The organism is Peteryoungia desertarenae, from assembly GCF_005860795.2.
Taxonomy (GTDB): domain Bacteria; phylum Pseudomonadota; class Alphaproteobacteria; order Rhizobiales; family Rhizobiaceae; genus Allorhizobium; species Allorhizobium desertarenae.
This window is the reverse complement of sequence record NZ_CP058352.1, coordinates 1-26,894: the sequence shown is the minus strand read 5'-3', so window position 1 is coordinate 26,894 and position 26,894 is coordinate 1. Positions and strand designations below refer to the sequence as shown.

Annotated in this window: 23 protein-coding genes; 9 read left to right on the top strand and 14 right to left on the bottom strand. The window is 59.6% G+C overall.

Going from position 1 to position 26,894, the window contains the following annotated elements:
• The first annotated feature begins 194 nt into the window (after window positions 1-194).
• Genes FE840_RS20730 through FE840_RS20720 form a run of 3 tightly spaced genes read left to right on the top strand, consistent with a single transcriptional unit; the run spans window position 195 to window position 3,003 of the window.
• On the top strand, window positions 195-1,094 hold the full coding sequence (locus FE840_RS20730) for a phage integrase N-terminal domain-containing protein (protein WP_138289579.1): 900 nt from the start codon (window positions 195-197) through the stop codon (window positions 1,092-1,094).
• Window positions 1,091-1,405 (top strand): hypothetical protein, encoded by a 315-nt coding sequence (locus tag FE840_RS20725; protein ID WP_138289581.1) that lies wholly within the window; start codon window positions 1,091-1,093, stop codon window positions 1,403-1,405. The genes FE840_RS20730 and FE840_RS20725 overlap by 4 nt, the downstream gene beginning before the upstream one ends.
• 56 nt (window positions 1,406-1,461) lie before the next feature.
• A complete protein-coding gene (locus FE840_RS20720) occupies window positions 1,462-3,003 on the top strand; it encodes an Ig domain-containing protein (RefSeq protein WP_171033819.1) in 1,542 nt (513 codons plus the stop codon).
• A 62-nt stretch (window positions 3,004-3,065) separates the two neighbouring features.
• Here FE840_RS20720 and FE840_RS20715 read toward each other — a convergent pair whose 3' ends face one another.
• The 4 genes from FE840_RS20715 to FE840_RS20700 all read right to left on the bottom strand — a co-directional run bounded on the left by FE840_RS20715 (window position 3,066) and on the right by FE840_RS20700 (window position 5,474).
• Complete coding sequence (locus FE840_RS20715; RefSeq protein ID WP_138289585.1) at window positions 3,066-3,458, bottom strand: hypothetical protein; 393 nt, start codon at window positions 3,456-3,458, stop codon at window positions 3,066-3,068.
• A 196-nt stretch (window positions 3,459-3,654) separates the two neighbouring features.
• Window positions 3,655-4,761: a MobQ family relaxase gene (gene mobQ, locus FE840_RS20710; RefSeq protein WP_138289587.1), complete on the bottom strand. Its 1,107-nt coding sequence runs from the start codon at window positions 4,759-4,761 to the stop codon at window positions 3,655-3,657.
• 153 nt (window positions 4,762-4,914) lie between these two features.
• Window positions 4,915-5,214, bottom strand: coding sequence for a type II toxin-antitoxin system RelE/ParE family toxin (locus FE840_RS20705; protein ID WP_138289589.1), 300 nt, complete (start codon window positions 5,212-5,214; stop codon window positions 4,915-4,917).
• Window positions 5,211-5,474 carry a type II toxin-antitoxin system ParD family antitoxin gene (locus FE840_RS20700; protein ID WP_138289591.1) on the bottom strand — a complete coding sequence of 88 codons (264 nt, stop codon included), beginning with the start codon at window positions 5,472-5,474 and terminating at the stop codon, window positions 5,211-5,213. Before FE840_RS20700 ends, FE840_RS20705 begins: the two co-directional genes overlap by 4 nt.
• A 374-nt stretch (window positions 5,475-5,848) precedes the next feature.
• Here FE840_RS20700 and FE840_RS20695 point away from each other — a divergent pair, with 374 nt between their 5' ends.
• Together FE840_RS20695 and FE840_RS20690 are read left to right on the top strand one after the other, a co-directional pair.
• The gene (locus tag FE840_RS20695; RefSeq protein ID WP_138289593.1) at window positions 5,849-7,480 is read left to right on the top strand and encodes a type IV secretory system conjugative DNA transfer family protein; all 1,632 of its coding nucleotides are present in this window, start codon (window positions 5,849-5,851) and stop codon (window positions 7,478-7,480) included.
• 24 nt (window positions 7,481-7,504) lie between these two features.
• The gene (locus FE840_RS20690; protein ID WP_138289595.1) at window positions 7,505-9,913 is read left to right on the top strand and encodes a M48 family metalloprotease; all 2,409 of its coding nucleotides are present in this window, start codon (window positions 7,505-7,507) and stop codon (window positions 9,911-9,913) included.
• Window positions 9,914-10,220: 307 nt separating this feature from the next.
• Here the strand turns inward: FE840_RS20690 and FE840_RS20685 are convergent, their stop codons facing one another.
• Window positions 10,221-10,430, bottom strand: a complete 210-nt coding sequence (locus FE840_RS20685; RefSeq protein ID WP_138289597.1) for a hypothetical protein — start codon at window positions 10,428-10,430, stop codon at window positions 10,221-10,223.
• A 77-nt stretch (window positions 10,431-10,507) separates the two neighbouring features.
• Complete coding sequence (locus tag FE840_RS20680; RefSeq protein WP_171033820.1) at window positions 10,508-11,731, bottom strand: replication initiator protein A; 1,224 nt, start codon at window positions 11,729-11,731, stop codon at window positions 10,508-10,510.
• Window positions 11,732-11,994: 263 nt separating this feature from the next.
• Between FE840_RS20680 and FE840_RS20675 the strand changes: the two genes are divergently transcribed.
• Both FE840_RS20675 and FE840_RS20670 read left to right on the top strand, forming a co-directional pair.
• Entirely contained in the window at window positions 11,995-12,684 is a 690-nt protein-coding gene (locus FE840_RS20675) for a ParA family protein (protein WP_171033821.1), read from the top strand.
• Window positions 12,684-13,070: a stability/partitioning determinant gene (locus FE840_RS20670; protein ID WP_138289601.1), complete on the top strand. Its 387-nt coding sequence runs from the start codon at window positions 12,684-12,686 to the stop codon at window positions 13,068-13,070. The genes FE840_RS20675 and FE840_RS20670 overlap by 1 nt, the downstream gene beginning before the upstream one ends.
• 10 nt (window positions 13,071-13,080) lie before the next feature.
• Here FE840_RS20670 and FE840_RS20665 read toward each other — a convergent pair whose 3' ends face one another.
• Window positions 13,081-13,623: a hypothetical protein gene (locus tag FE840_RS20665; protein WP_171033822.1), complete on the bottom strand. Its 543-nt coding sequence runs from the start codon at window positions 13,621-13,623 to the stop codon at window positions 13,081-13,083.
• Window positions 13,624-13,858: 235 nt separating this feature from the next.
• Window positions 13,859-14,191, bottom strand: coding sequence for a DUF3768 domain-containing protein (locus FE840_RS20660; RefSeq protein WP_138289605.1), 333 nt, complete (start codon window positions 14,189-14,191; stop codon window positions 13,859-13,861).
• Between the two features lie 494 nt (window positions 14,192-14,685).
• Here FE840_RS20660 and FE840_RS20655 point away from each other — a divergent pair, with 494 nt between their 5' ends.
• On the top strand, window positions 14,686-18,666 hold the full coding sequence (locus FE840_RS20655; protein ID WP_179028231.1) for a tail fiber domain-containing protein: 3,981 nt from the start codon (window positions 14,686-14,688) through the stop codon (window positions 18,664-18,666).
• Between the two features lie 2 nt (window positions 18,667-18,668).
• Here the strand turns inward: FE840_RS20655 and FE840_RS20650 are convergent, their stop codons facing one another.
• Window positions 18,669-18,926, bottom strand: a complete 258-nt coding sequence (locus FE840_RS20650) for a WGR domain-containing protein (protein WP_246318977.1) — start codon at window positions 18,924-18,926, stop codon at window positions 18,669-18,671.
• A 292-nt stretch (window positions 18,927-19,218) separates the two neighbouring features.
• Between FE840_RS20650 and FE840_RS20645 the strand changes: the two genes are divergently transcribed.
• Complete coding sequence (locus tag FE840_RS20645) at window positions 19,219-23,010, top strand: beta strand repeat-containing protein (RefSeq protein WP_179028230.1); 3,792 nt, start codon at window positions 19,219-19,221, stop codon at window positions 23,008-23,010.
• Window positions 23,011-23,038: 28 nt separating this feature from the next.
• Here FE840_RS20645 and FE840_RS20640 read toward each other — a convergent pair whose 3' ends face one another.
• From FE840_RS20640 to FE840_RS20620, 5 genes are all read right to left on the bottom strand, one after another.
• On the bottom strand, window positions 23,039-23,317 hold the full coding sequence (locus tag FE840_RS20640; RefSeq protein ID WP_138289807.1) for a hypothetical protein: 279 nt from the start codon (window positions 23,315-23,317) through the stop codon (window positions 23,039-23,041).
• Between the two features lie 172 nt (window positions 23,318-23,489).
• The gene (locus tag FE840_RS20635; RefSeq protein ID WP_425502244.1) at window positions 23,490-23,702 is read right to left on the bottom strand and encodes a WGR domain-containing protein; all 213 of its coding nucleotides are present in this window, start codon (window positions 23,700-23,702) and stop codon (window positions 23,490-23,492) included.
• A gap of 38 nt (window positions 23,703-23,740) precedes the next feature.
• Window positions 23,741-24,322 carry a recombinase family protein gene (locus FE840_RS20630; protein ID WP_138289555.1) on the bottom strand — a complete coding sequence of 194 codons (582 nt, stop codon included), beginning with the start codon at window positions 24,320-24,322 and terminating at the stop codon, window positions 23,741-23,743.
• Window positions 24,323-24,463: 141 nt separating this feature from the next.
• Complete coding sequence (locus FE840_RS20625; RefSeq protein ID WP_138289557.1) at window positions 24,464-26,200, bottom strand: UvrD-helicase domain-containing protein; 1,737 nt, start codon at window positions 26,198-26,200, stop codon at window positions 24,464-24,466.
• Window positions 26,197-26,894: TOPRIM nucleotidyl transferase/hydrolase domain-containing protein (locus tag FE840_RS20620; RefSeq protein ID WP_343058681.1), on the bottom strand; the 698-nt coding region annotated here is incomplete at its 5' end. The genes FE840_RS20625 and FE840_RS20620, both read right to left, overlap by 4 nt.

Genomic DNA, 26,894 nt, shown 5'->3' with positions numbered 1-26,894 from the left:
AGGAAAGGAACGCACGATGCAGAACCGCATGACACAACGGCCCGCGATCGGGCGTAACCGCAAGGAGACTACAAGACCGTAGAAACGGAGATAACAACAGGGAGTATCCGGCCTTTTGCTTGCCCCTGGCAAGCGCATGTGCTGCCGCACGCGGCACTCATGCAGGTCATGAAAACTTACCGAATGACACGACCATGGACGATTTGAGCTTCAGCCTGAAAACCCTCTGCACCCGCTCGGGTGAGGGAAGTTTTGGTACCCGTGCGCTGAGGCAGCGGGGCTTGATGGCCATGGCCAACGATTTGAAGAACATGGGCTATCGCCTGCCCGGTGCGTCAAGCATAAAGGGCAAGCACGTCACCGCACTGGTCGCCCATTGGAAGACGGGCGGGCTTTCCGACCAGACCATCCGCAACCGCCTGACCTGGTTGCGCTGGTGGGCCTATCAGGTGGGCAAGCCCGGCCTCCTGCCGAAAACCAATGACAGCTTTGGACTCGCGGAGCGGGGCCGGTTTTCCGGCAACAAGGCCAAGCGCCTTGAGGGCGCGGCACTTGAGCGCGTGCAGGACGCCCGCGTGCAGCTCGCACTCAAGCTGGAAGCCGCCTTTGGCCTCCGGCGCGAAGAGGCCCTTAAACTGCGCCCGGTCATCGCCGACCGGGGCGACCGCATCGCCCTGAAGGCCAGCTGGTGCAAGGGCGGTCGCTACCGCGAGATCCCGATCACCCACGAGAAACAGCGCGCGCTCCTTGACGAGGTGCGCGCCGTGGTAGGCGACGGCTCCCTCATCGGGACCGGTCGCAATTACCACCAGGCGCTCAAGTCCTACGAAAACCAGCTCATCAGGGCGGGCATCAGCAATGCCCATGGTTACCGGCATGCCTATGCCCAGTGGCGCTACAAGGTGCTCACCGGCTGGTCATGCCCAGCGGCAGGTGGCCCCACCGTGGACGCGATGACCCCGGCGCAAGCTGCGCGCGACCGCGCGGCGCGCCTGGAGATCTCGCACGAGCTGGGTCATGGCCGCCTCGATGTCACGGACACCTATCTCGGGCGCCGGTTCGCACCCGCCGCCAGAAAGGAGAGCGCGGCATGAGCAAGCGATCCATCCTCGAACGCGTGCAGGAAATGACACGGCAGGCGCGGGAGCGCGAAGCCGAAAAGCTGCTCACCGTTGAACTTGTGAAAAAGGCAATTTCCGAGGCGGCGGCGCAAGGCTTCAGCCGTGTGGCCATCGCCCCGTCCAAGCCGCTGGATCTTACCAAGACCGAAATCGCCAAGGCGACACTTACGGAACTGCGAAAAGACGGGTTCCGCCTTGAATGGGAGGTGCGGCTCCAGCCGGACAACACGAGCTATCAGGCACTGGTTGTGAGCTGGCCAGACTTTGCCCCACCACGCAACTGACGCAAAGTCAGGCACATGCCATGACACGATCGCCGCTTCGGGGCAGAGTGGAGACCATGCGTTCCGTCTTCGCTCTGGTTTTGCTGCTGGCGCTGCCGATGGCCGTACAAGCCGCCTGTACCGACCCCGCAGAACCCGCCGGCGCGGTGATCTACAATACAAACACCAACACTCTGCAATACTGCAACGGTACCGGCTGGGTGAACACCGGCGCGGTGATGCCCGCCGCGCCGCAAACCGGTTGCACCAACCCCACGGGTCAGGCCGGACAGGTTATCTATGCCGCCAGCCTCGGCGTGGTGCAGTTCTGTAACGGCTCCAGCTGGGTGGACACAGCCTGCGCCGCCAAACGCAAGCCCGGCGGCTCCGGCTGCGGTGGCCAACCCGCCGGCACCATGCAGTACAACACCACCCATAACGAGCTCCAGTTCTGCGACAGCACCGACTGGGTCGCCATGGGCTGGCCCTGCCCGTCCGACCTCTCCACACCGGTCTGGAACGCCCCCACCAGCTTTACCTACAACGTGATGGAAGGCGATACCTTTGGTATTGTACCAACCGTCACCGACGACAGCATCCAGCCGCTCACCTACAGCCAGTCCGGCACGCTGCCGCCGGGCCTCAGCCTCAATAGCGGCACCGGTGCGGTCTCGGGCAACCCCACCACGGTCGGCAGCTACACCTTCACGCTGCGCGCCACCGACAGCTCCGGCAACTATGTCGAGCGCGAGTTTACCGTCAACGTCACCCCCGCCGAAGTGGTGGCCGTCATCGCCGCCAGCGCCAACAACGTCAACATCCAGTCGCTGTTCAGCGCACCAGACTGGGCCGACAGCGCCCGTACCAAGCGCGTGGTCATCAACAGCGGCGTCACGATAGGTTCCACAAACCCGGCAATCGCTGCACTTCTGACCGGGACCGGACGTGGTGGCGACCTTGAAATCATCATCGGCGGCGAAGTCCAAGGCGCGGGCGGCGTGCCCAACGGCGGCGCGGGTGGCCCGGCGATCAACGTCCAGCAGACCGGCGCGGTCATCACCAACAATGGCGCAATTCGTGGCGGCGGCGGCGGCGGCGGCAGGGGCGGTTCTGGAACAGCTACGGTGCTTACCAACCGTGAACCGGCAAGTGGCTTCCTATTCCAGAACGACTTTTTCAATCCCGGACCAACGTGGCAGTGGCAAGACATGTTCGACGGCACCGCCGGGTTGTATTGGGGCCAAACTTACAATCCTTTCGCTTATGTACCAATGACGGTGACTTCCGCCGACATCGGCGGCTATCGATACTATCGCGGACCAGACGTAACCGGCGGCAATGGTTATTTGTTTTCGATTGCACGAGAACAAATCGTATCTGGTCCAACTACCGGCGGCGACGGTGGTCGCGGCCAAGGCTCCGACGGCGCCGCCGCGTCCGGCCTCGCAGGCGGCACAAACGCCGGTACAGGCGGTGCAGGCGGGTCGTGGGGCCAAGCTGGTGCCGCCGGCAGTGCAGGAAATGCGACTGGCGGAGCCACCGGGGGTGCGGCAGGTGCAGCGATTATGGGTGTAAGCCATACTCTGGTGAACACGGGTACCGTGCTTGGCACTTATTGATTGTTCAATACTGCTCGCGCGGATTGACTGGCAAGAACATTGAAGAGAAACAAAAATGCCTTTCAACGCCTCGGCAAGTTTTCATCCTCCCGCGCCGGTTCGTCACGCTCGCGCCTGATCCGCTTCAGCTGGGTCTTGATGATGTCGGCTTCGTCGCGGAGCCGTCTGTACTCTGCAAACACGACCGGAAGCTGCTTGCGTGCCTGATAGGCATCGTCAAACTGGGCTTTGTCGTCAGGATAGGCACCGAACTGATCGGGATTTTCACGAAGTGCGGTAAACAGGGCATCTTCGCCATGCTCATTCCGGTAGCTTACCATACGCTCCTCAGCGGCTTCCGCGTTTTGGTAGGCCCGTGCCATGGCAAGATCATCGCGCGCATCGAGCCTTAGCATCTGAGTATGGATGTGCCGCAGCTCACGCTCCAGCTTCTGTTCGTATTCAGGATCAATCACTTCTTGACCTCTCTTCGTGTATTAGCATATTCTGAAATATGCGTCATTTATTCCACCCCAATTCTTACATCCGCAGACACTTGCGCTACCTCGCCTACCGCCTCGGAATCCTCAAGCTCAAGGGAACTCCCCCGGCACCGGGAGAGCGCCGTGGCCTGAGCCGCAAACTTCCCTCGAAGTACCCCATCGATCGTTCCTAGGTGCGGCGGCGGTCACGCTCGTGATCGCGCCACTCGTCCTCACGCTCGATATCATGCGTCCGCTCTGGCGGCTGTTCCGCCGTCCAGCGTCGTGCCGTGAGGGCGTCAGGCGAGACCTCGGCGCCCGTACGTGGTGCCTCGCTGGCCCAGCGTCGTGCCACAAGCGGCCTTTCCGGCTCGGGCTGCCCCTGCCCCGCATTCTCGCCGGTGGCCCACCGCCGCCCGACAGGGCCGGCGGCATCTTCGCGCGGTTGGCGCTCAACCTCCGTCAGCATGCGATCCTGCGCCTCATCCAGCTCACGCTGGCTGAGCAGGGAACCGTCGGGGCCGGGTACAGGCAGCTGCCCCTCATCCTCATACCCCCGCGCCAACTGGCTGGCGGGCCAGTCGCGCAACCGGTCTGACCCCTCCCCCTCCGGCGCTACCTTCGATGGAAACAGTCGCGACAGTCCCATGTTCTTTCTCCTTGCCCGTCGTTCGGCGGGGTCCGGCCCGCGATGTTGACCAGGTTCTCGCGCAAGGCCAGCGGCAGCATGGCTGCGCGGGTCAACCGAAACACCCAAACCCGCACTCTGCAGCGCGGCATTCACAAGTTTGGCCCACAGCAGGCGGGCCTCTTCGACAAACTGGCGCCCGTCGGCGGAACGGATCTTGCCGCCAAAGCCACGCGCCTCCACAGTCCGCGTCGTCAGCAGCAAGTGCATATGGGGGTTGTGGGCACTGCCATCGTCATGGATGGCAAAGTCCGCCACAAACCCCTGCCCCGCGTAGTGGGCCGCAAAGCTCCGCGCCAATTCCAGCCAGCCGGCAGGCGTCAACTCACGAGGCAGCGCGGCCTCGATTTCCTTGGCGAGCCGCGCGTCCTTACGCCGCTCAGCCGCCTCGACGGCATTCCAGAGGGTTGCCCTGTCCGCCATCCAGGAAGGCGCGCCGGCAGGGCACAGGATCACGGCATGGAGCACGTCGCGGCGTCCACCGAAGACGCTCTCGCGTTCCTCGGCGTCGTTTGGCAGGGTCTCCCCTGCCCGATAGGCCGCCGCCGCCACCGCCGAGCGACCGTCACCGCGACTGATGTTTTTCACATGCAGATGAAAGATCGCCATCACCCTACCCTCACCGCCACTTTCCCCAATGCCACAAGGCAGTCAAGGCCGCTCGGAAAGGTACCTAGGGGCTTAGCCCCGGCGCACGTGCTCGTTCAGAACAGGTCAGCTGAGAAGACGACGAAACCCTAAGACGACGAACGCCTCCTCGTCTCAGTCGTCAGGGAACAGGATCGCTTCATAGTTCATCGCGCCGTTGAGAATGTGCAGCACATCAATGGTCTCAGCGCCGACGCGGTAGAAGATCAGGTAGTCACCATAGGGACGGCGTCGAACACCCGTATGCTCGTAGCGCGGCACCAGCGGGAACGCACGAGGCATCTCGGTAAGCCGAAGACAGCGTTCCACCAGCTCCTGCACGAACGTGTCGGCGCGCCGAGGATTATCGGCGGCGATGTAGTCACCGATTTCTTCGAGGTCGGATTCCGCCTCAGCGGTAATGACGACGATCACAGACCGCGCTCTTCCGCCATGTTCTGATATTTTGCGCTGAGCCGCTTGCCCACTTGCTCGATGGGCTTGACCCGTCCAGCATCGGCGTCCGCCAGACCACGGCTAATTGCTGCGTCGAGCGCGGCAAGCCGTTTTTCGCGCTCCTCGACCAGGCGCACGCCTTCCCGCAAGACCTCGCTGCGGGAATTATACCGCCCGGTGCTGACCAATTCGGAAACATAGTTTTCGAGCTTTGGCCCGAGATTTGCGCTGCTTGCCATGTAACGATCTCCTTTCTTCCTTATGACACGTGTTGCTAACTGTTAGCAACACTCTTCTGACATCGCGGCGCCGGAGGGGTGATTGTAGCGCACCCAGACGGCGGCACCCTAATCGCTGGCTTTGCACAAAGTCGCACCCGGCACGGAGGGGTTCCAAGGGGCTTGCCCCTGGCGCACGTGCCGGTTTTCTCCGGTTGCGCCCCGCACCGGTCAGAAAACCGAGCACCGCATCGCCCACTTCGTCCAATGCGTACACATTCGGCGATGCGTAAGTGCGCTGTTAGAAGTCTTATATCGATGTACCTGAAATCCTTGATTTTCGGTTGTCCAATGCTACCAATACGATAGCTGCATAGGGCAAAGGGGGCTTGTGAGTGGCAGATTGGCTCAAGGGGTTCGACCCCCTGAAAGGGGTGGACCTGTTCGGTACCAAGTCCATCGAGAAAACGGTGGACAGCATGGCAACCGGCTGGAAGATCGGCACCGAGATCACCAAAACGGTCGCGAGCCATCGGGCGCGCAAGAAGATGGAAGAGGATGCCGCCCGCGAACGCGAGCGGCTGCGGGAAGCTTTGGAGAACCCGCCGGAGATCCACGGCTCCGCCAAATGGGCGACGGCGTCTGACGTCAATCTGGCGGGATTGCTCCGGCCCCTCTCGTCGTTTGACACCCCCTCCTCGATCCTTCTGGGCACCTTTCCTGATCCCGAACTCAACGACCGGATAGGGGGTCAGATCCACTGGGATGGTGAAGGCCACCTCATCACCGTGGCCCCTACCCGCTCCGGCAAGTCCACCACCACCATCGTGCCGAACCTGCTGCGCTATCGCGGCTCCTGCATCGTGCTTGATCCCAAGGGTGAGCTTTACCGCGACACAGCCGGATGGCGCAGCACCCTTGGTCCTGTCTACCGCATCGCGCCCTTCGGCAGGCAGACGGACGGGTTCAACCCGCTTTCGGTCATCGAAACCTTCTCGGACGCCCGCGCGCTGGCCAGCCTGCTGATGCCGCCTGATCCCAAGGCCCAGAACTTTTTCCGCAACGATGCCATCGCCTTCCTCACCGCACTCATCATGTTCGTGGTCAAGGTGGCGCCGCCTCATCGCCGCACGATGCAGGAGATCCGCGACATTACGGCAGGTCCGCTCGCCGACATGGAGCAGATTGCAGAAGATATGGCACGGACCGGCATCTCGGCGATCGCCAATCCGGCCAACACCATGCTTGGCAAGCGGCGCGAAGCCTTGTCCACGCTCCGGGACACCTTCAACTCGGAACTGTCGGTCTGGGATGATCCGGGTATTGGCGAGGCAACCCGCGACGGGGTCGATTTCAAGACGCTGAAAGATCGAACGACGACGGTCTATATCAGCGTGCCCTTTGACAAGATGGATGCCTACGGGTCGTTCCTGAAGGTGGTTCTGGCCTCCGCGCTCGATGCCATGCTGCGAAACGAGCGCCAGCCGGACATTCCGGTCCTGTTCGTCCTCGACGAGTTCCTGTCGCTCGGGCCTTTCCCGCAATTCCGCGATGCCATTCGCACCCATGCCGGCGCCGGCGTGCGCCTCTGGTTCTTCCTGCAAGACCTGTCGACGCTGGAGGAGCACTATCCCTCCTCCTGGAAAACCTTCCTCAACTCCGCCGTCAAAATGTTCTTCGGCACCAACGACGCGTTTACCGGACGTCTCGTCTCCGAGACAATCCTTGGCAACGCCACCGTGGCCCACCTCTCCGGGGGGGTGTCAGCCAGTGGTTCGACCACTGGCACCGAGATCTTCGACAAGTCGACGACGCGCGGCCACTCGATCAACGCCAATGTCCAGTTTACCCAGCGACCGCTGCTGACCCCGACGGAGGTGGTCAGCCTGCTGAGCGCCACCAATGCGGACCAGACACGGGCGGGCATCCTGTCCATCAGCCAGCTTCCGCGTCCCCTGAAGGTGCGCCTGGTGCCCTGGTTCCTCGGCGAGACCTGCAAATCCCGCGCCGGCCTCCCGTCCCGCTGAAGCCCCTTTTCGACGAGCTCTCCCATGGTCTCTTTGAGCGATTTCTTCTACCCTCTGACTGTGCAGACGGCCCTGCTCCGCTATGGGCTTGTCTCGTTGATGCGATGGGCCGTGGGCCTCCTGATCTGGCAACAGGGCTCGATCCTGTCCTATCTCCACCCGTTCAACGCGTCACAGCTCACGATCCAGCTTTCCTACATACTTGAGCTTTACATACCATTCGGGCTCCTGCTCATGATGGTGCTCTGGCTGGCTCAAGTCATTCTGCTCTATAGGATAATCCGACTGGTGGGCAGCGATCCCGAAGAGATCAAGGCGGGTTATCGGAAAGGCGGAACCTGGCTTTCCACCCCGCTACTGTTGAGCCTTGTCGTGATCCTGACCTGCTGCACGATCGGATGGCTGGTCCAAACCGGCGGTAATCCCGGCTACTTCCTTGACTACGTGCTGCAGTTCAGTTCCCTGCCCGTCCAGATCGGATTGGTGCTGTCGTTGCTTGGTTTTGCCTTTGGCGGAAGGTTCGTCGCCGGGGAGAAGGCCTCCATGGGCGGGCTTTTTGGCATACGCTACCTGCCGAGCGACCACCCGCTGTCGCAACGCGTGGCGCGCCACGCCGAGACGCTGGGCCTGCCCAGCGCCCCGGCGGTCGGGATTGTCAACGTCATGAACGCCTTTGCGATCGGGACGCCCAAGGATTCGACCATCGTGCTGGGTCAGCCGCTGATGGACATCATCACGGATGAGGAGCTGGACGCTGTCATCGGTCACGAGTTGGGCCATGTCTACCACAACGACATGAACCGCATGCAGTTCGCCGAAGGCTTCCAACGCATGCTGGGCAGCGTGATTTCCGCCACGACCGTGGTGCTGGTCAGTGCGCTTTCACGCGATCGCTCGGACGCCATGCTGGGCCGGGCGGTGGGCCTTGGCCTTCGTCAAACCGTTTTTTGTGGCTCGGAGCTGGTGGTGAAGGGAATCTCCCGCGCCCGTGAGTATCAGGCTGATGCGGTGGGTGCGCGGATCGCCTCCCCCGGTGCCATGATCAGCGCGCTGCAGCGATTGCATGGTTTGCCAACCCAGCCGACCAAGCTTGAAGCGCAATATGGCTACCTGATGTTCCGGGGCAGCCGCATCGGGGCCTGGTTTTCCACCCACCCACCCGTTGAAAAGCGGATTGCGGCCCTGCAGGCGCTCAAAGCGGAGCCGGCCAAGGTTGAGACGGACAGCGAGACGGTCATCCACCCGAAGGTGGATGCCCTTGCAGGCGAGGCCGTCAACAAGCTCGGCACGGCTCTGGGGTCGGCAAGGACCGGCATCTCGGGTGCCCGTGCATCGTTTCTGAACGCGGAAAAGGGCAAGGCCCTGTGGGCTTCGACGTCTGGCCTGATTCCGAAACTGCCGGAAAGTCGACCAAAGGGCCGCACAATTGCCTTTGCGGGAGCGGGCATTCTCGTTGTCGTACTCGCGGCGCCGGCCATCTATGACTATTATGAGCTGGATGCAAAGGCGGATGCGCTCAGTACCTCCTTCGCCAACACAACAAGCGCTGTCAGTGAGTCCATTGGTGAATCCATCGGTAATTTCTCGGACTGGGCGAAGGCGTCTGTCAGCGGCTTTGGTGAAAACATGGCGCTCATCGAGAGCCAGCAAGCGCAGATCGATGCTTTGAACCGCAGTCTGGCGAGCGCGCGGGCGGAGTTGCAACAAGAACGGGCCAGCCAGCAAGCCGCACGGGAACAGATTTCCCGGTTGACCACCGCCAATATGCAGCTTTCCGAACGTCAGCCTGTCTCAGCTGTCAACGAGAGCACACTGGCGACGTTGAAAGCAGAAATTACGCGGCAGGAAAACTTGGTGGTTTCGTTACGACGCCAACTTGCCCAGGCAAAAAGCACACCCTCTCCACCGCTCGTATCCAATACCGCGACTGACATGCAATCGCTCAGAGACCGCAATGCGGAACTTTCGGCGACCGTGGAAAATCAGAAATCGGTCATCTACGCGATGACAGCAAGTATCCAGGAGCTTGAGACGAAAATCCGTCAGCCAGAGGTCGCTGTATCCGGAGCCTCCGCCGCCAACAGCGTTTCTGCAACAACAGAGAAGTGGTGGCTGGCGGCGGCCACAGACGCGCAAGGTACAGTCTATCTGAGGTCGAGGCTGGGCGATGCGGAGGGAGCTAAATCTAGGGCTCTTGCGGCATGCCGCAGCCTTGGTTCGGGTTGTGTTGTTCAAGCCGCCTATTCCGATGTTTGTTATGCAGTGAGCCGCCCTATCGGGCAGTCTGTGCATCACAATTGGTGGGAAGGTGTGGCATCCAGCCAGGTCGTTGCAGAGAGAGAGGCACGCGCCAAATGCGAAGCTAACAGCGGCGCCCCGCAATGCCGGATCACCGTTGTTGAATGCGCTCCTGCAAGTTTGAAGCGTTCATAGTCAATGTCGCGAGCCCTTCTGAGAGCGGTTAGCGGCGATTTTCAGGGGCAAGGCAAGGGTGGGTTGGATTACCCGTCAAAAACGATTCTGAGCCGCGTTTGGGTGCTTTAGGACAGGTGCTTCCAGACAATTCCTCTTGTCTCTGATGTCAGCACTCAGATTACCTGTGAAATCCGGTTTTGCTCAATCTGGCAAAACTTGTGCGGGGATCGCCGACAAAGACAAAAAAACAAAATCCAGATTGAAAAAAAATGGGCGGAGCCTGTTTTAACTTGTTTTCTATGTTTTATATAAGTTTTAATAAGTTTTAGGACGAAAAAGCCCCGATTTCGTAAAATCTATCAAAGGCTTGCGAACATGCCATGTCGGCGATGTACGGCTTGTCGTCGGCGATGTACGGTTTGTCGTCGGTAAAGTACGGTTTGTCGTCGGCGATGTACGGAAAATTGTCGGTGAAATACGGATGTGGTGCCCGGAGCGACAAAACCGATTCTTTGGAAAAGGCAAGGCTGGACAAGGATTTTTGTCGTCGGTCATGTACGGACAAGATGCCGACAAAAATTGTCGTCGGCGAAAAACGGCCCCCGACAAAAATCAGGCGTCCGACAAGAGGTCTACCGGCGCCTTGAGTTCGTCGTCATTGCGCCGGCGCATGTAGAGCATCTGCTCTTCCCTGCCCTGCTCCATCGCCAGGTCGTATTCCGGCATGGGAAACGCCTGGGTGCGCGTCACGAACTCGCGGAGGTCGTAGGCAAACTTGCGCAGTTCCTGGGAGGAGCCACTGCGCCGGTGCAGTTCGCTGATGCTGTAGCGCGCCTCGGTTTTGCCTGCCGCCTTGCGGGCAAGGCGGTAGATATACCGGCCAATGCCGGAGCTGATCAGGAAGTAGTCCTGGTGGAGGGTCAGCAGCGGCAGTTTCTTGTCGCTGCGTACCACACTGGTATAGACCCAGTCGGGAATAGTGATTTCGACGGTGTCGATCTTGTTCGCGCCGGTTCGGCTTACCACGCTGTAACCGCCGATCAGCGGGCGACTGTCCACCTGCCGGCGATTGCCGCCGGACAGGTTGACCACCTTGATGGTGGTGTTGGCCAGCCGGTCGAGAGCCGCTTCCAGATCTTCGTAGGATTTCCCGCCGTCCGAGCGACGGCAAAACTTGAGGATATGGGAGGCACTGGGCCGGTAGGTCTTTGGCGGGATATTCGGGCGCAGGCCCTTGGCTTCCTCGCGCCGGTACTGCTGCACCTCCTCGGCAAGGTAGGATACCATGTTGAGAAAGATGTCATAGTCGAAGACCGTGGCAAGGCCGCTCTCGGCACCGCCTTCAATGGTAATCAGGCAGTCTTTCAGCTCGTATTTGATGATGCCTTTGGTGGCCCGTTTGCTGAGGCTGAAGGGTGCCACATCCATCAGGTTGACGTCGTCCTTGAGCGGTGCGTCATAGACAGTGGGCACAAAGAACATCAGCTGCGCGTCGTCCTGGGGCGGTGACCGCAGCACCCGCTTGGGCTTGGTCTCGCTCATGAGGGCGCCGGTAACATCCGCCTCGATGCTGGCGTTGCGGATGCCCTCCCCCAGACTGCGCAGCGCGCGGTTAAGCGGTCCGCCGCCCGCCTCGTCGAGCTTCAGGTCCGCCCAGACGCGGCGGCTGTAATAGCGCCGCAGTCGGCTCAGTCCGTCCTTGTCCAGCTCGATGCGCTCACGCTGGTTGGCATCGGCAAAATCATCCGCCATCTTTTGCAGATAGGCGTTCTTCTCGTGCAGCGTCAGGGTGCCGAACTGCTCGCGGGACATGAGGTTGAGTTTGGATTTTGTCATAAGGTCACCCTACCCCGAGTGGTACGCCCTGCCAACCGGAATGCCGCATTTCCGGACACTTCGCCAGGGATTTCCCGCGCGGTCGCACAAACGCTACCAGATGGCTACTATATAGTAGCCTATTAGTATCTGGTAGCTACTTGGTACCAATGTGATAAATTGGTACCATATGGTAGCGGATAGCTACCTGTTACCATTGGCTAGCTGGTAGCTATCTGTTAGCTTTTGCGGAGTAGGGTGGGGTCAACAATAGGAGATGCACGATGCCCGTGATTTCATTTGCCAACCCGAAGGGTGGCGCCGGCAAGACCACATCCGCCCTGCTGCTCGCAGGCGAACTCGCGGCGCGGGGTGCGAGCGTCGCCATCGTCGATGCCGACCCCGAGCGCTGGATTTCGCAATGGGGCGCCCTGCCGGGCAAGCCGCAGAACATCACCATCATCAGTGACGTGACCGAAGACTCGATCGTCGATGTGGTGGAAGACGCCTCCATGACCCACCAGTTCGTGATCATCGACCTGGAAGGCACCGCCAGCCTGATGGTGGCCAATGCGATCGGCATGTCGGACTTCGTCATCATCCCGACCCAGGGCGCGTCGATGGACGCCAAGGGCGCCTCCAAGACCATCAGGCTCATCCGTAACCAGTCGCGCATGGCCAAGCGCGAGATCCCGCACGCGGTGCTTCTCACCCGTGTCAGTGCGGCGGTCGCCTCCCGCTCCCTCAGGAACGTCCGCGATCAGCTCGACTCCGCCGGCATCGATGTCTTCACCAGTTCGATCGTCGAGCGCGCCGCCTACCGCGACCTGCTGGATTTCGGCGGTCTTCTTGCCAACCTTGATCCAAAACAGGTCAGCAATATCGACAAGGCCGTCCAGAACGCCATGGAGTTTACGGCGGAAGTGGTCGCCAAGCTCAAGGCGGTTCAGGCGAAGCAGGGGAGGGCGGCCTAATGAACACGCGTCAGAAACTCGGCTTCGAGGACGATGAGGACATCGCCACACCGCCGGTACCCAAGCCCCCCGTTCTCGACCTCAGTGACTTTCAGCCCAAGCAGGTGACGCGTCCTGACCAGGCCAAGGTCGCCGAAGCTGCCGCCAAGGCCCAATTCAAGAGGCGCGAGGCCAAGGACCCGGTTGCCCTGACAGTGCCGGCGCCCGTGCCCGCCAAGGCCACCCGCCGCCGCCGCACAGGCCGCTCCGCCCAGCTCAACCTGAAATGCCGTCCGGAAACCATCGAGCAGTTCTATGCGATCGCCGATGCGAATGGCTGGGTGCTGGGAGAGGCTTTTGAAAAGGCGGTGGAATTATTGCAGCAAAAAGCGGGAAAGCCGGTGTAGCCGCCGTCTGCTATTGCAGCGAACAACACAAGGCTGCGTAAATCTCAGGCCCCGCGTGATTGTCGCGCGCATTCGACCAGGTAGCCCCCTCGAACGCGAGACCGGTCACAATCTGGGAGCTAGGGCAGACTAAGTGGTGCTGTCCATGGGGCAGGGCCGTCCAGTTGCAGTTAGCAGGAACAGGCGTCGAGGGGATGGCCCGGCAGGACGTTCCCGTAAACAACATGCCATGGCGTCCGCAATAACTGATGTTGTTGACACCATTCACGGCATGGTTGGCAGTCGCCTGCGCGCCGTTGGCGGTGGTAAGAGCCTGACCGGCGAGCGTGTGGGCCTCGTTGGCGCGTGTCATGGCATTATCAGCACGGGTGCGCGCATCGGTGGCGGCTGTGGTGGCGACACGGGCCTGCGCCATAGCATTGTCGCTCAGGATTTTCAGTGCGCTCCAGCTCGCCTCTGTCTGCAAGTTACCCGAAGCCGTACGCTCCTGCGCCACAGTCAAAGTGGACACCGCCAATGCAGCCCCGAAAACGAAAACATACAAAAATCCCATAAGCTCTTATAGCACACGCCCCACCAGTCGAAGCTGACAGGCCGCGCTTCACCACACCGCCTGTGGTAGCAAGAACACTCACAGCTACCCGAAATAACTCAGGAGGGGCTGAACGATCTCCGCCGTACCCGCCGCCACCGGCGCACCTGTCAACACGAAAAGCCCCATACGTCTCATGGCGCCAGCATAGCGGAGCACCGGAGCGTCTCGCAGGACGCCCGGCAGGGCAGGGGAGTTAATACTCCCCCGCCAGCATGATGGTCAGCACCCGGCGGGTCTGCTTGGGATCGGACGGATCTTCCGAACTGTGCAGCATGTCCGGCGCGTAGTAATCGATCTTCCAGAAGACCTTTTTGCCGTCGAGGGTGATGGCGCCGAAGTCGTGTTCGCCATGCGGGTCGTTGTCCGGTGTGAAGGCGGTGAAGTTCTGCACGGCCTCAACGATGCGGCTTTGCAGCGCGTCGGGGAGGGCGCGGATCCCTTCCGTCATCAGTACCCTGCCGGTCAGGAAGGTGGTGCGCAGCACGTCGTTCAGTTCGGCAATGCGGGCGGTTTTCTTGTCGGTCATGGCTTAGGCTTTCCTTGGTTGATGCGCCGGAGCGCGCCACCGAAGGACGCGGGGGAGGGGAGGGGTGTCCTGCCCAACTCGGTTGGTGCGGGCCGGGCATGGACTCCCCACACCCCCTCGCGCAGGTGGGCCGCATCGTCTCGGCTCATCACCGGAAAGTCGTCATGAACCTAAACCAAGCGGTTCGCTGCTGAACCTGTAGGCATCTGACGTGACGGAGATTCTTAACTCCGGCAGGGTGGTCTGCATGATGCCCCGAATCTTATGCGCCTTGCTCGTCGCTGCCGTCTGCGGCCTGCCAGCCTTGCCCCATGCCGAAGAGGCAACCGCACATACACGCCAACCCAGCCCGACCCAGGTCATCCATGCGGAAGCTCGGGACGAGGTCAGCGGCAAGACGGCACCCGATCCCGCGCTGTGCAATACCGACAATGTCGGGACGTTCCATATGGTCAATGATCGACTGTACACGTGTAAGAGGGGGAGATAGCTCTATGCGCTTTGCTCTTGTCGCCTTGAGTCTGTTGTGTCCGTTAGTGGCAACCTCAGCCCATGCACAGGTGTGGAGTGAGCTTGCGCATATCTCCGCCACGCTTGGCGTCTCCGACAGCCGCATCTGCATCGGTGAAGCCTCGCGCGGCGATATCGGCTGCCCCGGCTTCGCCCCCACCATCAGCCCCACGGGCCGCATCAATGCCACGGCGGGGCTTACGGTGGACTCGGTCAGCCTGACCACAACGGGGACGACGTGGGGTTATCTGGGCAGCGGGGCCAGCTACTTGCCGAACCTGTCGAGCAATGCCATTTCGGCCACCAACATCAGCGCCAGCACTATCAATGGCATCTCGGTCACCGCTCTCGGTGGCAGCGCTTCGCCGACCAATGTTCCGGCGTTTCGTGCCGTCATGGCGTCAGATCAAACCGGGGTAACTGCGAACGCTTGGGTCAAGATCAATTTCAGCGCCGAGGAAGTTGACACTTACGCCAACTACGATTCCGCCAACAGCCGTTTTACTCCCACCATCAATGGTAACTACCTGATCGTAGCATCAAACTACTGCCTGCAAGGCGTGGCTTGTTACATTGGTATCTACAAAAACGGTACAATGTTGACTTATGCAGGTGCCAATGGCCCCAGTGATATCAAGCCACACGCATCTGCCATAGTGCCAATGAACGGAACCTCGGACTACATTGAGATCTATGGTGTCACCAATGGCACAACCTTTTCGAGTTACGGCAGCTTCTTCTCCGGCTCCCTCCTCGCCAGTGGCAACGGCCTTGTCTCCGGCACAGGCGCCACCGCTCTCTCTGGCCTGACCGACGTCAGCCTTGCCTCGCCCGCCACCGGCCAAGTCCTCACCTACAACGGCACCGCTTGGGTCAATGCCACGCCAAGCGCGACCACGGTGATTTCGGGGACAACCAGCATGGTGGAGGGTTGGCCGGATGCTATCTTCTGCACAAATTCATCCGGATTTCGCATTCTGTATCATGATTATACATCAGCAAGTGAACACTATTACACAGCTCCAATGTCAGATGCTTCCTCCTACCTGCATTATGTAGTATTCAACGGATCTGGAAACTACACAGGCGGTAACAACGTGGGGGACTGTTCAAGCAAATCCATAGCCACCCTCTACGCCGAAGGCCGCGCCTTCAACTTCATCGGCAACAGCGGGGCAGGGGGCGGAGCCCTCGGCGACCGCCTCACCTCCGGCACCCTCGCCGTCACCGCCAACAGCGCCACGGCCATCGTCAGCCTCTCCACCAACGGCACAACCTGGGGCTATCTCGGCAGCAGCCAAAGCTACCTGCCTAATCTCACCGCCGCACAGGTCTCGTCCACCGCCATTTCCACCACGGCGGTGCAAATCGCCAGCAGCACCACGGTCACGGCCTGCACCAGCACCAACGCCGGTACCCTGCGCTACAACAGCAGCAACACGGCGCTAGAACTCTGCACCGGCTCCGGCTGGCAGGTCATGGGTGTGGGTATTCCGGCAGGCACCATTTCCGCCTTCGCCAGCACCACCTGTCCCACCGGCTGGAGCGAGTACACCCCCGCCCGTGGCCGCTTCCTGCGTGGGATTGATAATGGTGCGGGGAATGATCCCGATGGCACGCGGGCGCCGGGTGCCACGCAGGCGGATGCCTTTCAGGACCACTTCCACACACTTCAAATTTACAACCCAGGGGCTACGTTAGGTGGAGGTAACTGGCAACTTTCTAACAGTGCGATGACAACAGCCGGATCGGCAATCTATGACCCTTACCCTTCTGATCCTGCAATGCAATGGGCTTCGTACAACGCCGCCGGGGGCGCGGGATCGAACTTTGGGTTTCGCACTGCGGTCGAAACCCGCCCCAAAAACGTCGCCATCACCTTCTGCCAATTCAACGGCACCTCCAACGGCTGGAACAACCCGCTACCGGGCGGCAGCACCAGTGCGGCAGGTTCTACCGGCCAAGTGCAATTTAACAACGGCGGCGCCTTTGCCGCCAGCAGCGGGCTGGTGTGGGACAACGCCAATACCCGCCTCGGTATCGGCACCTCAAGCCCCGGTATCACGCTGGACGTACGCGGCGAAGGCGCTTACATCGGCGACGGCTCCGACTTTGCCACCACCGCCGACTACTGGCTGACCGTCGCCGGCGAGCTTGGCGTGGTGAATGGTGGCAATATCCAGTTTAACAACGGTGGCGTGCGCACTTACGTGTCGCCCAACGGCTTCCACACCAACGAGGGCTCGCTGCGTAGCTACGCCTTTACCGGATCAGGCGGCGCACGGCTAGGTGTGAACACCAATACGCCGGAAACCACCCTGCAGGTCAACGGCACCCTCCGCATCGCCAGCGGGGGCGAAGCCTGCGACGCCAGCCGCACCGGCGCCATCCGCTATACCGGCGGAGACTTCCAGTTCTGCCGCAACGGCAGCAGTTGGGAGGCTTTAAGTAGTGTCAGTGACCGCATTATTTCCGCCACCACCGGCATCACTGCCCAAAGCGGCGGGGTCATTTCCATCACCACCAGCGGGGTCACCACCGGCTATTTCGACACTGCCGGACAGCTTGTGGTTCCAGGTATCAGCGTCACTATGCTGAACGGGATTTCGAGCACAAATGGATATTTCTCCGGGAATGTAGGGGTAGGATCATTCCCATCGGCGAACGCCAACCTGAGTATCGTCAACTCCAGCAACATCCCGATGTCTAACACGTCTTCCGGACACCTCAGAATCGCCGGTAATGGTTATTCCGGAGCAATCGCTCTGGATGCTAACGGCATGAATATCTATCATAACAGCGCGTCACGGGCACTCGTGTTTGGTACCGACGAAACGGAACGCATGCGCATTACCGGTACAGGCAACGTCGGAATCGGGACCATAGCTCCAGCCGCTCCCTTAGTCGTGGCCGGTACCACGACAGCGCGAGCTATTGCTCAGGGCCAAGTCGCTCTGGGCCACATCTCCGATACGAACTGGAACGGGAATGGGATTATGTTCACCAATTCTACCGTCCCAGGAACCGCAGGAGTAACGCATCGCTCAATTGTCCAGAATGCTGGCATAATGTACTTCGGTAGGCACACGAGCTCTAACCACGTCGCGGATATGGTCATTGCGGAAAGCGGTAACGTGGGTATTGGTACTTCAAGTCCGCAGCAAGAATTCCATGTTTCGGGGACTTCATCCGGAGGTGGAAACCAAACCGTTGCCCAATTCGGGAATGGTGCGGGTTCGCTCTTCCTCACGCATACCGCAGCCAACATTTCGAACAATGCCAGGTTCGATGACGGTAACTGGAGATATCAAGTTAACGGGGCAGCAACGACCGTACACCTTGGTAGTGGCTCTGGAGAGATCGCATTTTATACAGCCCCGGCAGGTATCGCCGGAGCCGTGGCGACTATGGAAACACGAATGTTTATCAACGGCGACACGAATTCTCCTGCCAACGTGATCATACCAGCCACCGATGGAGCAAGCTGGCGGACGGATTTTCCCGGTGGTTGGGGCGGGGGACTAGCAACGTGGGATATAGCAGCTTCTGGTCTCTACTACAGTGTGATGGCGCAACGCTCGGACATGCGCTTGAAGAAGAATATTGTCGATCTCCAGCCATCAACTGAACTGCAACGGTTGAAGCTATTGAACCCCGTCCAGTATGAGTGGAAGGACCCGAAAACCGCCAAGGGCGTCCAGTACGGGTTCGTCGCGCAAGAAGTCGAGAAGGTCTGGCCCGAGCTAGTAAGCACAGCGGATAATGAGGAAAAGACCAAGTCGGTCTCCTACATCAATATGATCGCCTCGCTGGTTGCATCGGTGCAGGAGCTGGCAACCGCGCAGAAAGCGGATTTTGCCAGACTAAAAGCTGAGAATGAGGCTCTCAAAGCTGCCAACGACAACCACGCCCGCGAGCTGCAAGCTATTCGCGAAGAGATCCGCGCGATGAAGCAGGGGCGGTAACCTCAAAGCCGCTGTTTAACGTCGTCCAGTATCACGGCTTGATAGCCACGTCGGGTCTTTTGCCGGCTAAGGGTAGCGAGTGAGGACGCGGCTTCGCTCTCGGAAGGGCAGGTGATGGTCTTGACCTGCCCGCCACGGCCAATCCGGCCCCATTCGCGCACCAAGGCCCATTCCCCGAACAGGGTGGGCTGCGCGGTCAGCCGACCGTACCGGGCCATGTTCCGGCTGGCATCAAGGCAAGTCTGATAAACATCGCTCACAGCTTTCCATTCTGAGATCTGACCCGCGCCTGCGGGAGATAATCATAAAACGTGACTCTACTCATCCCTAGCCGCCGGATAACCTCCGCCGGCCAACATGGCCCGTGCAGCTGTCTTGTCGTCCTCGGTCAGCACCCGGCGGGCCTGCTTAGGGGCGGACGGATCTTCCGAGCCATGCATCGTCTCGGCTCATCACCGGAAAGTCACACCACTCTCACCGAACCGGCAGCATCTTGCTGAAGGAAGAGGCAATTCAGGTGCGCAAACCGGCCACAGCGGGTAGGCTTCGTTCATGATCTGGCTCGGCAAGCCCCCGCTCACGCGCATCTTCAAGGGTGTCGCGGCGGCATGGCTCCTCGCCGTACTGGCGGCCATAAGCCCACCCGCCCACGCCAATAACTGGGGCGAGATCGCGATCATTTCAGCGACCCTCGGCGTCTCTGACAGCCGCATCTGCATTGGCGAATCCTCGCGCGGCGATATCGGCTGCCCTGGCTTTGCTCCCACCATCAGCCCCACGGGCCGCATCCATGCCACGGCGGGGCTTACGGTGGACTCCGTCAGCCTGACCACAACGGGGACGACGTGGGGCTATCTGGGGAGTGGTGCCAGCTATCTGCCCAACTTCGCCAGTAACGCCATCTCGGCCACCAACATCAGCGCCACGATGATTAATGGGATTGCGGTCAGCGCGCTCGGTTCGGGTGCTTCACCGACGAATGTTCCGGCTTTCAGAGCTAACAAAGGCGGCAGTGTTCAAACGATTTCCGCCAATACATGGACCAAGCTCACGTTCTCGGGCGAAGACTTCGACACATACGGCAACTTTGACACCGCAACGAGCCGCTTCACGCCGAGCGTCGCCGGCACGTATCTGTTTGTCGGGTCCTCAATCTGTTTTCAGGGATCTGGCGGTTATTGCTACACGGCGATTTACAAAAACGGTGCCAACCTAGCCATGGCTGGGGGAAACAACACGGCAGCGACGACGGATCAGACCGTCCCTGTTTCAACAATCGTGTACATGAACGGTACCACCGATTATGTGGAATTGTTTACCTGGCAGACTGCTACCAGCGTCCTAGCCAACAGCAATCAGGTTTTCTTCTCCGGCTCCCTCCTCGCCAGTGGCAACGGCCTCATATCCGGCACCGGTGTCACCGCCCTCTCGGCCCTCACCGACGTCTCCCTTGCCTCCCCCGCCACCGGCCAAGTCCTCACCTACAACGGCACCGCTTGGGTCAATGCTACGCCCAGCACGACCACGGTGATTTCGGGAACGACGTCTATGCTACCCGGCTGGCCAGACGCCTTGCTGTGTACCGACACAGGCGGCACGCCCGCACCAACCGGCAGACAAAATGTATTTTGGCAATTCTACAAGGAAGCTGGCACGAACAATGTTAACTATGCATGGGCTTCGGACTCTGTCACTTACACCTTGCAATTCAATTCAGCTGGTTCTTATGTTTCAAAATGGGCATCTGGATCTCAAACCGACACCACCGACTGTGAAGGCCAATCCATAAGCCAACTGTACTCAGCAGGCAAAGCCTTCAACTTCATCGGCAACAGCGGGGCAGGGGGCGGAGCCCTTGGCGACCGCCTCACCTCCGGCACCCTCGCCGTCACCGCCAACAGCGCCACCGCTATCGTCAGCCTCACCACCAACGGCACCACATGGGGCTACCTCGGCAGCAGCCAAAGCTACCTGCCCAATCTGGCTGCCAACAGCGTATCGGCCACCAACATCAGCGCTACCACCATCAACGGCATTCCTGTGAGTTCGTTCGGAAGCTCGGTTAGCGGGTCTACCAGCACAGTAGGCGCACTGCGTGAAGGATTCCCAGACGCGCTTGTCTGCCAAGTCACAAGCGGCAACTTTTCAGGAAACACTTACACATGGTGGCTAGACGAGCCGGATTACCAGACAACCGTGCGATATGTTCTGCAAATAGGCGCTGCTCGCTACCTTTTAGATTTCAGCGAAACAGACGGTAACTTTATCCAGTTCGGTGGCGATGGGAATATCACCTCCACGACATGCAATAATGCGTCGTTGGCCGCGCTTCGCACAGGCGGACAGGCAAAGTTTTTCGGTGGCGGCTCCGGCACCGCCGCCAGCGCCCTATCTGGCCTTACCGATGTCAGCACCACCAACGCCACTCTCGGCAGCGTTCTCCAGTACGATGGCGCGCGTTGGAACGCGGTATCTGCGTCCTCTTTGATTTCCGGCTCTCAGGTTGCCTTCAGTGTTCACAAGAACGGTGTCAACCAAACAGTCACCGCCAATACCCACACAAAACTGACGTGGAGCACCGAAGTTTTTGATACCAACAATAACTTTGATACCACCACGAGCCGTTTCACTCCTACGGTGCCGGGCATCTATTATTTTTCGGCCTCGGCGTACTGCTACGAAGGCAGCTCGACCGCTTGCCAAGTAAGTATTAACAAGAATGGATCGGGCCTGTTTGTCGGGCATACGACGGCTGATGCTTCATTCGGAATGGTCAATGGAATCGTGCAGATGAACGGCACCACCGACTATGTCGAGGCCTTCGTCTACAATGAGGGTGGTACCCTCGTTCACGGAAATGGTGGCTGGACCTACTTCCAAGGCGCACTCATCAATGCGGTTGGCGGGAGTGGTTCCGGCGGCGGTGCATCCGACCTCGGCGGGCTCTCGGATGTCGCCCTTGCCTCCCCCGCCACCGGCCAAGTCCTCACCTACAACGGCACCAGCTGGGTCAACGCTACCCCTAGCGCCACCACGGTGATTTCGGGAACGACCAGCATGGTGCCCGGTTGGCCGGATGCTCTTTTCTGTACTACGGCAAGTGGCTCTGGAGCTGGCCAATCTTACATCTACCATTACATTGGCGAAGGCATCTTCCGCATCATTGAATCTACACAACATTTCCAAATTGGGTTCGCATCATCAAGCTCCACCGGTTCGTTCAGCTCAACCCAGCCGACATATCTCGGTTCCACAAACTGTGATGGCAAATCCATCTCCCAACTCTACGCCGAAGGCCGAGCCTTCAACTTCATCGGCAACAGCGGGGCAGGGGGCGGAGCATTAGGCGACCGCCTGACCTCCGGCACCCTTGCCGTTACCGCCAACAGCGCCACGGCCATCGTCAGCCTGTCCACCAACGGCACCACATGGGGCTACCTCGGTAGCGCCCAAAGCTACCTGCCCAATGTTGCCGCCGCACAGGTGTCGTCCACCGCCATTTCCACCACCGCCGTGCAAATAGCCAGCAGCACCACGATCACGGCCTGCACCAGCACCAACGCTGGAACGTTGCGCTACAACAGCAGCAACACTGCGCTGGAACTCTGCACCGGCTCCGGCTGGCAGGTCATGGGTGTCGGTATCCCCGCCGGTACCATCAGCGCCTTTGCCAGCACAACCTGCCCCACCGGCTGGAGCGAGTACACCCCCGCCCGTGGCCGCTTCCTGCGCGGGATTGATAACGGCGCGGGGAATGACCCCGATGGGACACGGGCGCCGGGGGCGGTACAGGCGGATGAGTTGAGAAGCCACTCACACAGCTTTGGTATTCCTGCAGGCACTTTTGGCGCATATGGTTTGGTTGATAGCAATAATGCATCAAGCACTGGATTTTATAACACTCAAGCCACAGGGGGCGCCGAAACCCGCCCCAAAAACGTCGCCGTCACCTACTGCCAGTTCAACGGCACCTCCAACGGCTGGAACAACCCGCTCTCAGGCGGCAGCACCAGCGCAGGCGGCTCCACCGGCCAAATCCAGTACAACACCGGCGGCAGTTTCGATGCCTCGGCGGGCCTGACGTGGGACAATGCCAACAGCCGCCTGACGGCCACCAACATATCCGCCACCGCGCTGACGGTGAACGGTGTGGCGATTACGGGCAGCGCGAGTGGCGACCGTGTCACCTCCGGCACGCAGGCGCTCATCGCCGACGCTGCCAGTGGCACGATCATTGTCAGCGGCACCATGCGTTACCGCGAGGTGCCCATGGAAGCCTGTACGCCGGACAAGGTGGGTACCGTCGCTCTGATAAACGGCTTCCTGCGGCAGTGCCGGCTTTAACCGGCTTTCTGGCGGCACAGAACTTCGGTCAATCAACGCCGCCCAATATCACGGAATACTCTTCACCGAGCGGAACCGGCTGTGAGGTCAGGACGTAGGCGCGCTGGTTACTGAAGCGGAGTCCGCTGACAAGATACATCGCGCCATCGGCCTCGATCAATGTCCATACATGCGCCGGCTTGACAGCTGTGACGGCTTTCAAGTCAGCGCCAAATGCTTGAAAAAGGCAGCAACGCGCGCTTGGGGAATGATGGTTCACCTGCGGCTGAAACTGCTCGATGAAGGTGTCTTCGGTGATGATGTTCATGTCGTTTCTCCTGTTGATTGGTCCGGAGGGACGCGGAGAAAAGGCACGGCCACTTTGAGCGCTGGCCTCCCCAACACGGGAGCGTAGCGAAGGAGCGGGCAGGGGATGGATACGGGCAAGGGGTCGGGCATACCGCACCCTTTCCCTCAGACCGAACAGGAGCAGATGGGCGTCAGCCCGAGACCGGAGATTGCAGTGCCACGGCCTGATAGCCACGCCGGGTTTTTTGGTGGCTAAGGGTAGCGAGTGAGGAAGCAGCTTCGCTTTCGGAAGGGCAGGTGATGGTCTTGACCTGCCCGCCACGGCCAATCCGGCCCCATTCGCGCACCAAGGCCCATTCCCCGAACAGGGTGGGCTGGACGGTCATCCGGTAGTAGCGGGCCATGTTCCGGCTGGCATCGATGCGGGTGAGATAGACGTCGCTCACAGCTTGCCCTCCTGCGCCCGTGCCCGCGCCTGCGGGAAATAATCATAGAACGTCACACGACTGATCCCCAGCCGCCGGGCAATCTCGGCAATCGAGATATCACCGGCTGCGAGCATGGCCCGTGCAGCCTTCTTGTCGTCCTCGGTCAGCTTTGGCCTGCGGCCACCCTTGCGGCCACGGGCGAGGGCGGCTTTCAGGCCCTCCATGGTCCGCTCGCGGTTCAGATCCAGAAAGTATTCCGCCATGGCCCCGTGAATCTGCAGGAAGAACCGGCCCTGGGCGCTCTCGCTGTCCAGCTCCTCGGTCAGGCTGCGGAACTTGATGCCGTCGGCGCGCAGCTTGTCGATCGTGCGCATCATTTCGACCAGAGAACGGCCAAGCCGGTCAAGCTTCCAGACCACCAGCACGTCCTCGGGTCGCAGGTACGCGAGGGCGGCCTCAAGCTCGGGGCGCTTGCTGCCCGCCTTGCCGGACTTCTTCTCCTCGAAGATCTTCTCGCATCCGGCACGGGTAAGGGCGTCCCGCTGCATGTCGAGATTCTGGTCGGCGGTCGAGACGCGTGCATATCCTATCTTCATGTAAGGATAGTGCGCCCATAGCCTTTTCCGGTCAATAGAAATCCTGACATATTTTCCTTACAAAAAGCCCGCCGAATTGGCGGGCTGAACGCAGGGCAGGGGAGAGTGTACGGAAAACGGTCGTTTTGTTTACTCACCCTGTTACGGAATAGGAAGTGCGTGAACATGCTCACTGCCGAACAGATCGACCGCCGATGCCAGTGCAGTTGCGCTAAGCTCCTGCGTAGCAAGAACTGCGAGCCGCTTTTTCGGTCGGGAGATTGCAACATAAAAAAGGTTTCGGGCACGGTAGTAACCGCCTTGATCCTTCGCAGGAATTATCCCAGTATGCCGAAGCTCAAGGTACTTTGGCCAGTTATAGTGGTTCCAGCCGCCGCTCAGAATCACTAGGACATTCTCGAACTCCGCTCCTTTAACGCTATGTTGTGTGGCGAACGGTGTGAAGCCGTTAATGAACTCGACAAGCGCGACGATCTCCTTGTAGTGGACGTTCCGGAGCTTTCGATGGCGCTTGAGCGAGTTGGATTCCTCTTCGGTCTCATCAGGTCCGAGAGCAGCTATTTCCTCTTCGCGACTTGCAACTCTGTCGGTAAGACGCGGTCGTTTGATCTGCTTTAGGTAATCCAGCACCTCACCGATCGTGCCGCTCTTTCGCAGCTCGATGAGTTTGTCCATCTGAGAGCGCAATTCCGTCTTATCTGCTGGCCGCCTGATTGTCGGAATGCCGCCAAGGAGGCGGAACATCTCTCCGAAATTGCCGACCGCATACGCGTTACAGACCGGCTCTACTGTGTCGGCGAGAAACGCAATTGTAGCATCCTCTTTCTTTACAAACGATTCTTTGCGGTCAAATATGTCCGCGAGATTAGGGTAGCCGCGTTCTGCGGCGATGGCGTTATGGGTTAGTATCAGGATTTTGGTCCGCCTAGGGTCTAGATCCCAACCGTCAGCGATAAGCGTGTTCTTCAGACTCTCGATGAACTTAACAGAGATCTCTGGCGGCAGTTCTCGCTTGGCATGCACAGAATCCGTACGTGCTCCGGCGTAGGCGTTGCAGTGGAAGAAACGAGCCTCGCCTTTCGTGGCTTCGTCATGGACACTTTGGGTGAGCTCCGGGCGAAGACGGTTGAGCACATCAACAATTGCAGCGACCGAGCGGAAGTTTGAACCCTTGTCGATACCCTCGACATTGGCAAAATCGGCGAGCTGGTAGTCCTTGCGATAAATCGTTTGCCAGTGGTCGCCAAAAAGGCCGATAACAGGTCCAGTGCCAGTTACGAAGAAGTTTTCTGCGAGCGCGCTCATCACGAGTGGATCAGTATCCTGGTACTCGTCGATAAACACAATTGGATAAAGGCTCTGAAAAATGCGCTGGAACTTCGCATTCGCCAACAAACTAGCGAGAAAACGGGGCACGTCGTCATGTTGTAGCGTGATCCGCTTACTATCAATGTCGAAAAAACCGAGGTTGTATTCGACGATCTGATTGTGAATGCCGCCTGCAGCGGTAATCGCTTCCTGTCGCGAATCTTGCGCTGCTACCAGGGCCCTAAGCTGTTTCTGGAAGCGAGATATGAACGACCATCCAAAGCCGTGAATGGTGTTTACGAGGATCGCTGGGTGTTCCTCGATCTCCTGCGCGATCTCGTTGCGAGCAACTTCTGTGTAGGTGATGCAGGCAATCTGCTGGCCAGCTTGCATTAGGGCCGCACCACGTTCAGTAACAAGCCTTTTAAGCGCGGCTACGAGGGAATAGGTCTTGCCCGCGCCTGCTCCAGCTTCAAGCCTGAAGTTTTTACCCAATCCAAGACACTTTTCAAGGCGGTCTTGAGCATCTTGAGCTGCAATAACTGCCGGTGATGGTGCTTCTGTCGTCATGCCATTTCGCCTTCCGAAAAGATGGTCGGAGGTGGTTTGGCCAGCCAAGCGAGTCCTTCTTCGATATATTTGGGGACGTTCCAGCTTTGCTCCCGGATTGCGTACTTGATAGCCTCCTCAGACTTCCTGAAATCCTGCGCGACCTCCCAAGCTCTTTTGGCCGCATCAGCGTCGTTGGGGATTCCGAAGTCAGACAGGTTTGCGAGGACTAGGGCGTCCTCGTAGCTCCTCGCACAGTGCGTTGAGCCCTCCTCGGGGATCTGGTAAGCGATGCGGCAGAATCGTTTGGTCTTGTCCGCAGTCTCTTTGGCGATCAATGCCTCAATGGAGATCTCTTTATCGTTAAACCACGTCTTAAGCGCCGAGTTTGATGTGCGTTCGCCTTCCACGCAGGGGCACTTCCTCCACTTTGATTCGACCAACTTCACGGCATCTAAATCAGCAATAACCAGCGTTTTCAGTTCTAAGAACTCAATTAGCGGGTAGAATACCTGCGCATGCGCTCCACCAGCTTCGATGATGGTGACATATTGGCGACCGAGCTTACTCTCTGGCGGCAGTAGGTCACCGCCATCAATGAGCTTGATAATGCGGGGCATGAGGATTCGCTCCGTCGCCCCTTCTACGAGAACGGCCTTATCGGCAAAATATAGATCGCACTTTGTGAGAGTCATATACTGCTGGAGAAACTTTC

Excerpts from the sequence above, each read along its gene's own strand:
- FE840_RS20730 (WP_138289579.1), top strand. The coding sequence starts at position 195 with ATGGACGATTTGAGCTTCAGCCTGAAAACCCTCTGCACCCGCTCGGGT.
- FE840_RS20725 (WP_138289581.1), top strand. The coding sequence starts at position 1,091 with ATGAGCAAGCGATCCATCCTCGAACGCGTGCAGGAAATGACACGGCAG.
- FE840_RS20720 (WP_171033819.1), top strand. The coding sequence starts at position 1,462 with ATGCGTTCCGTCTTCGCTCTGGTTTTGCTGCTGGCGCTGCCGATGGCC.
- mobQ (WP_138289587.1), bottom strand. The coding sequence starts at position 4,761 with ATGGCGATCTTTCATCTGCATGTGAAAAACATCAGTCGCGGTGACGGT.
- FE840_RS20700 (WP_138289591.1), bottom strand. The coding sequence starts at position 5,474 with ATGGCAAGCAGCGCAAATCTCGGGCCAAAGCTCGAAAACTATGTTTCC.
- FE840_RS20690 (WP_138289595.1), top strand. The coding sequence starts at position 7,505 with ATGGTCTCTTTGAGCGATTTCTTCTACCCTCTGACTGTGCAGACGGCC.
- FE840_RS20680 (WP_171033820.1), bottom strand. The coding sequence starts at position 11,731 with ATGACAAAATCCAAACTCAACCTCATGTCCCGCGAGCAGTTCGGCACC.
- FE840_RS20675 (WP_171033821.1), top strand. The coding sequence starts at position 11,995 with ATGCCCGTGATTTCATTTGCCAACCCGAAGGGTGGCGCCGGCAAGACC.
- FE840_RS20670 (WP_138289601.1), top strand. The coding sequence starts at position 12,684 with ATGAACACGCGTCAGAAACTCGGCTTCGAGGACGATGAGGACATCGCC.
- FE840_RS20665 (WP_171033822.1), bottom strand. The coding sequence starts at position 13,623 with ATGGGATTTTTGTATGTTTTCGTTTTCGGGGCTGCATTGGCGGTGTCC.
- FE840_RS20660 (WP_138289605.1), bottom strand. The coding sequence starts at position 14,191 with ATGACCGACAAGAAAACCGCCCGCATTGCCGAACTGAACGACGTGCTG.
- FE840_RS20655 (WP_179028231.1), top strand. The coding sequence starts at position 14,686 with ATGCGCTTTGCTCTTGTCGCCTTGAGTCTGTTGTGTCCGTTAGTGGCA.
- FE840_RS20645 (WP_179028230.1), top strand. The coding sequence starts at position 19,219 with ATGATCTGGCTCGGCAAGCCCCCGCTCACGCGCATCTTCAAGGGTGTC.
- FE840_RS20640 (WP_138289807.1), bottom strand. The coding sequence starts at position 23,317 with ATGAACATCATCACCGAAGACACCTTCATCGAGCAGTTTCAGCCGCAG.
- FE840_RS20635 (WP_425502244.1), bottom strand. The coding sequence starts at position 23,702 with ATGGCCCGCTACTACCGGATGACCGTCCAGCCCACCCTGTTCGGGGAA.
- FE840_RS20630 (WP_138289555.1), bottom strand. The coding sequence starts at position 24,322 with ATGAAGATAGGATATGCACGCGTCTCGACCGCCGACCAGAATCTCGAC.
- FE840_RS20625 (WP_138289557.1), bottom strand. The coding sequence starts at position 26,200 with ATGACGACAGAAGCACCATCACCGGCAGTTATTGCAGCTCAAGATGCT.